The sequence below is a fragment of the Streptomyces sp. NPDC048057 genome, assembly GCF_040653095.1.
GTDB lineage: Bacteria > Actinomycetota > Actinomycetes > Streptomycetales > Streptomycetaceae > Streptomyces.
On record NZ_JBEZNF010000020.1, the window covers coordinates 169,432 to 179,896 of the forward strand.

At 72.6% G+C, this 10,465-nt stretch carries 10 protein-coding genes and 1 riboswitch; of the genes, 4 read left to right on the forward strand and 6 right to left on the reverse strand.

The window, feature by feature from the left end:
* The first annotated feature begins 15 nt into the window (after positions 1 to 15).
* Genes AB0E05_RS23950 through AB0E05_RS23960 form a run of 3 tightly spaced genes read left to right on the forward strand, consistent with a single transcriptional unit; the run spans position 16 to position 3,051 of the window.
* On the forward strand, positions 16 to 858 hold the full coding sequence (locus tag AB0E05_RS23950; RefSeq protein ID WP_361966799.1) for an STM4013/SEN3800 family hydrolase: 843 nt from the start codon (positions 16 to 18) through the stop codon (positions 856 to 858).
* On the forward strand, positions 855 to 2,189 hold the full coding sequence (locus tag AB0E05_RS23955) for an STM4012 family radical SAM protein (RefSeq protein ID WP_361966768.1): 1,335 nt from the start codon (positions 855 to 857) through the stop codon (positions 2,187 to 2,189). The genes AB0E05_RS23950 and AB0E05_RS23955 overlap by 4 nt, the downstream gene beginning before the upstream one ends.
* A gap of 10 nt (positions 2,190 to 2,199) precedes the next feature.
* Positions 2,200 to 3,051 carry an STM4011 family radical SAM protein gene (locus tag AB0E05_RS23960; protein ID WP_361966771.1) on the forward strand — a complete coding sequence of 284 codons (852 nt, stop codon included), beginning with the start codon at positions 2,200 to 2,202 and terminating at the stop codon, positions 3,049 to 3,051.
* A 79-nt stretch (positions 3,052 to 3,130) separates the two neighbouring features.
* Here AB0E05_RS23960 and AB0E05_RS23965 read toward each other — a convergent pair whose 3' ends face one another.
* Together AB0E05_RS23965 and AB0E05_RS23970 are read right to left on the reverse strand one after the other, a co-directional pair.
* Positions 3,131 to 3,922, reverse strand: a complete 792-nt coding sequence (locus tag AB0E05_RS23965; RefSeq protein WP_361966773.1) for an SGNH/GDSL hydrolase family protein — start codon at positions 3,920 to 3,922, stop codon at positions 3,131 to 3,133.
* A gap of 183 nt (positions 3,923 to 4,105) precedes the next feature.
* A complete protein-coding gene (locus AB0E05_RS23970) occupies positions 4,106 to 5,116 on the reverse strand; it encodes a peptidoglycan DD-metalloendopeptidase family protein (protein WP_361966775.1) in 1,011 nt (336 codons plus the stop codon).
* A gap of 5 nt (positions 5,117 to 5,121) precedes the next feature.
* Positions 5,122 to 5,275, reverse strand: a riboswitch (cyclic di-AMP (ydaO/yuaA leader).
* Between the two features lie 506 nt (positions 5,276 to 5,781).
* Here AB0E05_RS23970 and AB0E05_RS23975 point away from each other — a divergent pair.
* Complete coding sequence (locus tag AB0E05_RS23975; RefSeq protein WP_361966777.1) at positions 5,782 to 6,600, forward strand: tyrosine-protein phosphatase; 819 nt, start codon at positions 5,782 to 5,784, stop codon at positions 6,598 to 6,600.
* A gap of 25 nt (positions 6,601 to 6,625) precedes the next feature.
* Here AB0E05_RS23975 and AB0E05_RS23980 read toward each other — a convergent pair whose 3' ends face one another.
* The 4 genes from AB0E05_RS23980 to AB0E05_RS23995 all read right to left on the reverse strand — a co-directional run.
* Positions 6,626 to 6,808 (reverse strand): DUF6126 family protein, encoded by a 183-nt coding sequence (locus AB0E05_RS23980; RefSeq protein ID WP_361966780.1) that lies wholly within the window; start codon positions 6,806 to 6,808, stop codon positions 6,626 to 6,628.
* 89 nt (positions 6,809 to 6,897) lie between these two features.
* Positions 6,898 to 7,554 (reverse strand): XRE family transcriptional regulator, encoded by a 657-nt coding sequence (locus AB0E05_RS23985; RefSeq protein WP_361966782.1) that lies wholly within the window; start codon positions 7,552 to 7,554, stop codon positions 6,898 to 6,900.
* Positions 7,555 to 7,655: 101 nt separating this feature from the next.
* Positions 7,656 to 9,107: an aspartate aminotransferase family protein gene (locus tag AB0E05_RS23990; protein WP_361966784.1), complete on the reverse strand. Its 1,452-nt coding sequence runs from the start codon at positions 9,105 to 9,107 to the stop codon at positions 7,656 to 7,658.
* A 5-nt stretch (positions 9,108 to 9,112) separates the two neighbouring features.
* Positions 9,113 to 10,465 (reverse strand): transketolase C-terminal domain-containing protein (locus tag AB0E05_RS23995; protein WP_361966787.1); only part of this gene is annotated, 1,353 nt, incomplete at its 5' end.

Sequence of the window (10,465 nt, forward strand, 5' to 3'; positions counted from 1 at the left end):
AACGCGGACCCGGACATGAACGCGGTCGTCGGCCGCGACGACCTGCTGCTCGTCACCCTGGACACGCTGCGCTACGACGTCGCCGTCGAGTTGGCGGCGGCCGGCCGCCTGCCGAACCTGGCCCGGCACCTGCCCGACGGCCGGTGGCAGGAGCGCCATGCGCCCGGCAGCTTCACCTACGCGTCCCACCAGGCGATGTTCGCCGGGTTCCTGCCGACCCCGGCCGCCCCCGGGCCGCACCCCCGGCTGTTCGCGGCCCGCTTCGCGGGCAGCGAGACGACCGCCGGCCGCACCTACGTCTTCGACTCCCCCGACCTGGTCTCCGCCCTCGCCGCCGAGGGGTACCGCACGGTGTGCATCGGCGGCGTCGGCTTCTTCAACCGGCAGGGGCCGCTCGGCTCGGTGCTGCCCGGCCTGTTCCAGGAGAGCCACTGGGAGCCGGAGTTCTCCGTGGCCTCCCCCACCTCCTTCGAGGCCCAGGTGGCGCGCGCCGAGGAGGTGGTGGCCGCGCTGCCGCCCGAGCGCCGGCTGTTCCTCTTCGTGAACGTGCCCGCGCTGCACCAGCCCAACTGGTTCCACCTGCCCGGCGCGAGCGCCGACGCGGGCGACTCGCGCGAGACCCACGCCGCCGCCCTGGAGTACGTCGACCGGCACGTCGGCCGGCTCTTCGCCGCCGCCGCGAGCCGTCGGCGCTGCTTCGCGATCGTCTGCTCCGACCACGGCACGGCCTACGGCGACGACGGCTACACCGGCCACCGCCTGGCGCACCCGGCCGTGTGGACCGTGCCGTACGCGAACTTCTTCCTGGAGCCGTCCGCAGCGGCGGCCCCGGCCCGGACGTCGGCGGCGTCCGCATGAGCGCCGCGGACCGCCCCCGCCCGTACCAGAGCTATGTGTACGCCTACCCCCACAAGACGGCGTACCGTCCCCTCGACGACCGCCCCGAGCTGAGCACGCTGTGGGCGGCGGAGCGCAAGGACGCGCTCGCGCTCTATCTGCACGTGCCGTTCTGCGAGGTGCGCTGCGGCTTCTGCAACCTCTTCACCCGCATCGGTGCGCCCGGGGAGCTGACCACCCGCTACCTCGACGCGCTGGACCGCCAGGCCACCGCCGTGCGGGACGCGCTCGGCGACGACGGCCCGGTGCGCTTCGCCGCCGCGGCCTTCGGCGGCGGCACCCCCACCTTCCTGACGGCCGACGAGTTGGACCGGCTGTGCGACATCGCCGAGAAGCGCATGGGGGCTGACCTCTCGGCCGTGCCGCTCTCCGTGGAGACCTCCCCGGCGACCGCCACCGCCGACCGGCTGGCGGTGCTGACCGAGCGGGGCGCCACCCGCGTCAGCATCGGCGTGCAGAGCTTCGTCGCCGAGGAGGCGAAGGCGGCGGTGCGACCCCAGCGCGGCACCGAGGTGGTGGCCGCGCTCGACCGCATACGCGACGCGGGCGTCCCGGTGCTCAACGTCGACCTGATCTACGGCATCGACGGCCAGACCCCGCGCAGTTGGCGCTACTCCCTGGACGCGGCCATGTCCTGGCAGCCGGAGGAGCTGTACCTCTACCCGTTGTACGTGCGCCCGTTGACCGGGCTCGGCGGTCGGGCCCGCAGCGACGACGACGCCTGGGACGCCCGCCGCCTCGCCTTCTACCGACAGGGCCGGGACCACCTCGTCGCCCACGGCTACGAGCAGGTGTCGATGCGGATGTTCCGGCGCCGCGGGGCGCCGGCCGCCGCCTTCGACGACCACGCCTGCCAGACGGACGGCATGATCGGCCTGGGTTGCGGCGCCCGCTCGTACACCTCCCGGCTGCACTACTCGTTCGACTACGCGGTGGCGACGGCCGAGGTGCGCGGCATCATCGACGCGTACACCCGCACCGAGGACTTCACCCGCGCCGAGGTCGGCTACGCGGTGGACGACGACGAGGCGCACCGCCGCCATCTGTTGCAGTCCCTGCTCCAGGCCGAGGGCATGTCGCGGGCGGAGTACCGCGCGCGCTTCGGCGGGGACGTGGACGACGACTTCGGTCCGGAGTTGGAGCGCTTCGCGGCGCGCGGCTGGCTGGACGCGTCCGCCCCCGCCGACCTGCTCCGGCTGGGACCCGAGGGCCTGGCGCACTCGGACGCCCTCGGTCCCGAGCTGTTCTCCCCCGCCGTGCGCGCCCGCATGGCCGCGTACGAGCCGAAGTGAGGGGCGCACGATGGATCTGACGGTGTTGTACCGGGGGCCGCTGGCGTCCTGTGACTACGACTGTCCGTACTGTCCGTTCGCCAAGCGCCGCGACAGCCCGGAGCAGTTGCGTGCGGACCGGGCGGCGTTGGAGCGGTTCACCGGCTGGGTGGCGGAGCAGTCGCAGGACCGGCTGTCGGTGCTGTTCACCCCGTGGGGCGAGGGCCTGGTCCGCTCCTGGTACCGACGTGCCATGGTGGAGCTGTCGCGGCTGCCGCACGTGCGGCGGGTGGCCATCCAGACCAATCTGTCCTGCCGTACGGACTGGCTCGCCGATGCCGACCTGGACGCGCTGGCGCTGTGGTGCACATACCACCCGGGGCAGACGCCGTACGAACGGTTCCTCGCCAAGACGCACGAGCTGGGACGGCGCGGGGTGCGCTTCAGCGTCGGGATCGTGGGGCTGCCCGAGCACCTGGAGCACGCCCGCCGGCTGCGCGCCGAACTGCCGGACCACGTCTATCTGTGGGTGAACGCGGCGGAGGGACACGCGTACTCGGACGAGGCGGCGGACGAGTGGACCGCGCTGGACCCGCTGTTCCCGTACAGCCGCCGGCCGCACCCCTCGGCGGGGCTGCCGTGTCGTACGGGTGAGTCGGTGGTCTCCGTCGACGGGTCGGGCACGGTGCGCCGCTGTCACTTCGTCCCCGCCGAGTTGGGGAACCTCTACGACGGGTCGTACCGCGCGGCACTGCGTCCGCGGGCCTGTCCGCTGGCCGTGTGCGACTGCCACATCGGCTACGTCCACCTGGAGTCGCTGCCGCTGTACGACGTGTTCGCCGGCGGCGTGTTGGAACGGATCCCGGCGCACCCGGCCGGGTAGTCGGACGGGCCCCGCCGCGTCCCGGCGGGGCCCGCTCGATCACGGGGTCATGCGGTCGGGCGGTCGTGAGGCCGCGGCGTCACAGCGGGAGCAGGTCCGGCCGCTTCGCCACCACGTCGTCGCCCGAGCTCTCGCCGCGCAACCGCCGCCCGATCCACGGCACCAGGTACTCACGGGCCCAGTGGATGTCGTCGCGCCGTACTTCCAGGGTGCCGCGCACCGGCTGCGGCGGCCACGGCTGGTCGGGGTCGGCCGGCACCTCCAGCCCGAGGACCTGTGCCGCCCGCAGCGCCACCCGGGTGTGCCCCTCGGGCGACAGGTGCAGCCGGTCGGGGTCCCAGGCCCGGCGGTCCTGGACCGACTTGAGCGACCACAGGTCCAGCACCGGGCAGCCGTAGCGGTCCGCGATGGCCCGCACGTGCGCCGTGTAGGTGGCGACCTTGCCGCGCAGGTGGCGCAGGACCGGCACGTGCCGGGTGTCGAATCCGGTGGTCACCATGACCGTGCCGACCGCTGCGGTCAGTTGGGACACGGCTCGTTCGAAGCGCTCCGCCACGTCGTCCGGGTCGCTGCCCGGTCGGATGATGTCATTGCCCCCCGCACAGAACGACACCAGGTCCGGGGCGAGTTCCTTCGCCCTCGGCACCTGCTCCTCCACGATCTGGTCGAGGAGCCTGCCGCGCACCGCGAGATTGGCGTACCGGAAGCTGTGCTCCGGTTTGCGGTCGGCCAGCAGGACCGCGAACCGGTCCGCCCAGCCGACGTACGTTCCGTCAGGTCCCGGGTCCCCCACGCCCTCGGTGAAGCTGTCACCGATGGCTGCGTACGACCCGAATCCGCCCTTGTTCTCTGTTCTCGAATCGTCTGCCACAAGAACTCATCTTCGCCCTACAGATGTGACCTACGCGACCGTAGGGAGGGGTTGACGCGCAGTGATTTATCACACCGGAGATGGCGAGGTGATGGGGAATACGCCGAATCCCCCACGGAACGGAGGGCTCCGTGGGGGATTCGGGAGGGCCGGGTCAGCGGCCGGTGGCGCGGTGCGCCGGGGTCAGAGCGAGACGCCGTGGCTGCGCAGGTGGGCGACCGGGTCGATGTCCGAGCCGTACGACGGGCCGGTGCGGACCTCCAGGTGCAGGTGCGGCCCGCTGGAGTTGCCGGTGGAGCCGACCTGGCCGATCGACTGCCCGCCGGTCACGCTCTGTCCGGCGGAGACGGAGAGGGAGGAGAGGTGGGCGTACTGGGAGTAGGTGCCGTCGGTGTGCTTGATGACGACCTCGTTGCCGTACGCACCGTTGTATCCGGCGGAGACGACCGAGCCGGGGCCGATGGAGCGGACGCCGGTGCCGGTGGGCGCGGCGAAGTCGACACCGGTGTGGTAACCGCTGGACCACATGGCGCCGGAGGCGCGGTACGAGGTGGAGACCTGGGCGTTGGCGAGCGGGGCGGCCCAACCGCTGCTGGTGCCGGTGGAGGAGTCGGAGGACTCCGCGGGCGCGGTGGTGCCGCCGGTCGCCTTCTGGGCGGCCGGGGCGGCGGGCGCGGCCTTCGGCTCGACCTTCTTCTCGACCTTGTCGCTCTCGGTCTTCTTCTCGGCCGGCTTCTCGACCTTCTTCTCGGCCGGCTTCTCGGCCGGCTTCTCGGCCGGCTTCTCGGCCGGCTTCTCCGCCTTCGCGGCGCCCTTGCCGTCGGCCTGCGCGCCGACGGTGAGCTTGAGGCCGGGGTGGATCAGCGAGGGGTTCTCGCCGACGGCCGCGCGGTTGTCCTGGTAGAGCTGCTGCCAGCCGCCGTCGAGCCGGTGCTCGTCGGCGATCTTGGACAGGTGGTCGCCGATGACCACGACGTACGTGGTCGGCGCGGCGGCGGCCTTCTCTGCGGCCGGGGCGGCGGAGGCCGAGACCGGGGCGACGACAGGGGCCGCGGGCGCGGTCTGCTCGGCGGCGTGCGCGCCGGTGGCGCCCATCAGGGGAAGGGCGATGGCGGCGCCACCGGTGCCGGCGGCGACGAATCCACGGGTGAAGGCCGTCGACTTGGGACGGCGGTGCTTGCCCTGTGCGGACATGGTGCTGTTCCTCTCCGACGCCTGCGAGGTGAGCTGTCGGGTTCGAGCTGGAGATGCCCGGCCGCGCGCTGGGCGCGACTTCACCCCGAGCCGTCCGGAGTCCGGACCGGCGTACTACCTGGGTCCCCCGCTCCTGCCACAGGTGGGTGGGTGATGATCCGGGCGGCGGCAGGATGAGGCGGTCCGTCCGGAGTGCCGTGACCGTAAACCGGCCACATCGCCAGGAACAAGCCATGACGGCCCGCGCCCGGACCACATGGATCATCGCGCCGGCCGCCGGCAGTCACCCTCCGTGGACGCCGCCCCGTCAACTCCCGCCCGCCGGACGCATCCCCTTTCCGGACAGCCGCCACACAACGTCACCATTGTGATCCTGCTCATGAGGGGCGCCCATCTCCCCCATAGCCGGGGCACGTTATACCGAAGAGCGCATTACTCAATCAATCCGGACAGATGAGACGTTTCCTCGGCGGTCATCAACGTCGGAGTCGGAGTCGGATGACGCTCGCGTCCAGGTCGCGCGCACGGGCGCGGGGAGGCGGGGTGCGGCACGGGCCGGGGACCGGTCCCTGACGATGATTGCCCCAGGTACCGATGTCGTATCGTCGGGAACACGCCACAGTCGGCGACGAGCGCCGGCGGCAGCGACTTCTCCAGGAGCCTTCGTGACGCAGCAGGTGCCGCAGGTCCCCTCGACCGAACCCCAACTGACCGGGGTCCGTAACTTCCGCGACGTCGGCGGGCTCCCGACGACGGACGGTCGGACCGTGGCGCACGGTCGGCTCTTCCGCAGCGGACACCTGGCCCACGCGACCGGCGAGGACGCCTCGTTCCTGACCTCCCTCGGCCTGCACACGATCTTCGACTTCCGCAACGCGGCGGACATCCGCCTCGAAGGGGCGGACGTGACGCTGCCGGGCGTGCGGAACGTGAACCTGCCGCTGAGCGACCCGGCCGACGGGGCCGAGTTCTGGCAGATGGTCCGCTCCGGCGACCTCGACCAGCTCCGCGCCCTGCTGGGCGACGGCCAGGCCGCGAACCGGATGATCGCCTCCTACCACATGATCATCACCCAGCGCACGGCCGAGCACAGCCAGGTGCTGCACGCCCTCGCGCAGGACAGCGTGCCGGCGCTGATGCACTGCGCGGCGGGCAAGGACCGCGCGGGGCTGTCGGTCGCCGTGGCGCTGCTCGCGGTCGGCGTGGAGAGGGAGGCCGTCGAGGCGGACTACCTCAAGTCCAACGACCCGCACCGCCGCTATCTGGTGCGCCGCGCCGAGGGCGCGCCGGCGGGGATGTCCGCCGAGGTCATGGAGCTGCTGAGCCCGCTCTTCGACGCCCGGGCGGAGTACCTGCACACCGCCTTCGACGCCATCGAGCAGACCTGGGGCGGGATCGAGCCCTACCTCACCGAGGGCCTCGGCCTCACCCCCGAGACGCGCGAGCGGCTGCGGGCGCGCCTCGTCGACGGGGACGGCGCCTGACGCGAACGCGCCCGGGCCAGCGGGGCTACTTGGCGCCGACCTCGAAGAGCAGGTAGAGGAAGCCGGCGAAGACGTGGCCGGCGACCAGGTAGGCGAAGAGCCGGATCCAGATGCCCTTCGGGAACTTCCCCTCCTCCTTCTTCTCCCGCCGGGACGCGGCGGGGTCGGGCAGTGCGGCGCCTTCGGGCGCCGTCGGGTTCTCGGTCATGACTGGCCTCTGCTTTCCCCGGCCCCAGCGGGCCGGACCAGAAGTGCGGATGTCAGGAAGTGCGGACGGGTGCGTGGGGACCGCGGGCGTCAGAGGTGCGGATGGAGGATGTCCGGGCTCTGGAGCAGGGTGTGCACGAACAGCATCTCGGCGCCGTCGCGGGTGGCCGCCGCGATCCGGTGCGGGGTGAGCGAGTCGTAGTGGGCGCTGTCGCCGGGGCCGAGTTCGTGCACGGCCTCGCCGAGGCTGAGCCGTACTCGCCCGTCCAGCACGTACAGCCACTCCTCGCCGGGGTGCACCCGCACGAGATCGCCCTGGGCTCCGTACGGCACGATCAGCCGCAGCGCCTGCATGGCCCGCCCCGCCCCGCCGACCTGGTGGTACGTCCAGCCGTCGGCCTCCGACGGCTCGCGGCGACCGGCGCGGATCACGGGGTCGTGCTCGGGCGCCAGCTCGCCCAGGAGCTCGGCCACTGTCGTACCGTAGATCCTGGCGAGGCTGAGCAGCATCGGCAGCGAAGGCTGTCGGCGGCCGGTCTCCAGTCGGGACAGGTGCGCGGGCGACAGTCCGGCGCGCTGCGCCGCGGCTTCCAGGGTCAGTCCCCGGCGGCGGCGCAGGTCGCGCAGTCGGGGCGCCACGTCGGGCAGCTCGACCGGTGCGCCGGCGCCCTGCGGCGCCGGGGGCGCCGCGGCGGGGACCGCCGGGGTGCGGGGGTCCGGGGGGTGGCCCCCGGGAGGACTCTGCATGAGTCCATTGCGCCAGGAAAGTGCCTCTGAGGCAACTTTCTTGCCTCAGAGGCAAAAACTTCGCCGAAGACGCAGGTCAGCGCGGCGTGTCGGCACTTCGGTCAGCGGTTGGCGACGGCCTGTTTGACCAGGGTCTTGCCGAAGTCCCACATCAGTCCGCTGCCCGCGTGCGCCTCGTCCATGACCGCGGTGAAGGCGGTGACGAAGCGGTCCACCTCGCGCTCGCCGATCGTCAGCGGCGGAATCAGCTTGATCACCTCCAGGTGGTCGCCCGACACCTGGGTCAGGATCCGGTGCTTCTGGAGCAACGGCACCACGACCATCTGCGCGAAGAGCCCCTTGCGGGCCGCCTGGAGCACGCTCCAGCGGCTGCGCAGCCGGAGCGAGTCGGGGCGGCCGAACTCGATGCCGGTCATCAGGCCCCGGCCGCGCACCTCGTGCAGGAACTCGTAGCGGTCCACCAGCGCACCCAGCCGGGACCTGAGCAGTTCCCCGGTCGTCCGGGCGCGGGCCACCAGCCCCTCGTCCTCGATCACCGAGAGCACCGCGAGGCCCGCGGCCATCGCCTGGGCGTTGGACCCGAAACTGGCGGAGTGGACGAGGACGCGGTCCATCGACGAATAGACCTTCCTGAAGATCCAGTCCTTGCCGAGGGTCGCTCCGACGGGCACGTACCCGCCGGACAGGGCCTTGGCGACGCACACCAGGTCCGGCTCCACCCCTTCCTCGTGCTGGTACGCGTAGAAGTCCCCGGTCCTGCCGAGGCCGGTCTGCACCTCGTCGGCGATCAGCAGGGCCTTGTGGCGGTGCAGCAGCTCCTGGGCGGCGCGCAGGAAGCCCGGCGGCGCCTCGTGCACGCCCTTGCCCTGGATCGGCTCCACCACGAGGGCGGCCACGCCCCCGCGGGCCAGCTCCCGCTCCACGGCCGCCAGGTCGCCCAGCGGCACGGCGGTGTCCGGCAGCAGCGGTGCGAAGCCGTCGCGGAAGCCCGACTCGCCGTTGACGGAGAGCGAGCCGCAGGTCAGCCCGTGGAAGGCGTGCGCGCAGTAGAGCACCCTGGGGCGGCCGGTGGCGTACCGGGCGAACTTCAGGGCCGTCTCCACCGACTCCGTACCGCTGTTGGAGAAGAAGACCCGGTCCAGGTGCGGGCTGTGCGCGAGCAGCTGTTCCGCGAGCAGCCCGGGCAGGGGCTGGCAGTCGAAGCGGGTGAGGTCGGCCAGCGAGGCGTCCAGGACGTCGTGCAGTGCCTTGCGGACGACGGGGTGGTGCCGGCCGAGGCCCATCACGCCGAAGCCGGCGAGCATGTCGAGGTAGTCGTTGCCGTCGGCGTCCCAGAAGTACGCGCCCTCGGCCCGCTCGTAGGTCTTGTCGAAGCCGATGGTGTGCAGCATCCGCGGCAGTTGGTGGTTGAGGTGCCGGGAGTGCAGTGCGTAGCGCTCGGCGCCGCGCTCGGCGAGCAGCGCCGTCAGGTCGAACCCTCCGGTGCCGCCCGGGGGCGCCGCGCCGGAGGCCGCTTCGGGATGCGACTCGACGCCTGTCGGCAGGTCGGTCATGTGCCTCAGTGCTCCTTGCCCGTCGCAGAACCCGTCGCAGAACCGGCCACGGAACCGATCGCAGAACCGGTCACGGAACCCGCCGCCGCGTCCTTGAGCGCGTCCGTGCGCTTCCCCGCCAGGGCGGCGCTGATGTGCCCGGCGATCTCCACCGGTGTCAGGCCCACGTCGGCGAGGACCTCCGCCCGCTTGGCGTGGGCGAGGAACTGCTCCGGGAGGCCGAGGGTCCGCAGCGGCACGTCGACGCCGGCGTCGCGCAGCGCCTGCCCGATCGCCGACCCCACGCCCGCGCTGCGGCTGTTGTCCTCCACGACGGCGACCAGGCGGTGCAGCGCCGCCAGCGGCGGGAGGTGTTCGTCGACGGGTTTGACCCACCGCGGGTCGACGACGGTGCAGCTGACGCCGCGCTCCGCCAGCAGCTCCGCGGCCTGGAGGCAGACGGGCGCCAGGGCGCCCACCGACACCAGCAGCACGTCGGGCGGGCAGGCGGCGTCGGGCTCCGCCGTGCGCCGCAGCACGTCCATCCCGCCGATGCGCCCCAGCGACGGGATCTCGGGCCCCACCGACTCCTTGGGGAAGCGCAGCACGGTGGGTGCGTCGCTCACGTCCAGGGCCTCCCGCAGCTCCTCGCGCAGCCGCTCGGCGTCGCGCGGTGCGGCGATGCGCAGACCGGGGACGACCTGGAGGACGGACATGTCCCACATGCCGTTGTGGGAGGCGCCGTCGGTGCCGGTGACGCCGGCGCGGTCCAGCACGAAGGTCACCCCGCAGCGGTGCAGGGCCACGTCCATCAGCACCTGGTCGAAGGCGCGGTTGAGGAAGGTGGCGTACACCGCGAACACCGGGTGGAGACCGCCGGTGGCGAGCCCGGCCGCGGAGACCGCGCCGTGCTGCTCGGCGATCCCCACATCGTAGACGCGGTCGGGGAACGCCTTGGCGAACCGGGTCAGCCCCACCGGGTGCAGCATGGCCGCGGTGATCGCGACGACGTCGGGGCGCTCGGCGCCGATCGCCGCCATCTCGTCCCCGAACACGGCGGTCCAGGACGGTCGGCCGGGCGGTACGAGCGGGGCGCAGGTCAGCGGGTCCATGGCGCCCACGGCGTGGAAGCGGTCCGCCTCGTCCTGGAGGGCGGGCTGGTAGCCGCGGCCCTTCTCGGTGAGGCAGTGCACGATCACGGGCCCGCCGAAGCGCTTGGCGCGCGCCAGCGCGGACTCCAGGGCGTCGATGTCGTGGCCGTCGATGGGGCCGACGTACTTCAGACCCAGGTCCTCGAACATGCCCTGCGGGGCGATGAAGTCCTTCAGGCCCTTCTTGGCGCCGTGCAGGGTGCCGTAGAGGGGCTTTCCGACCACCGG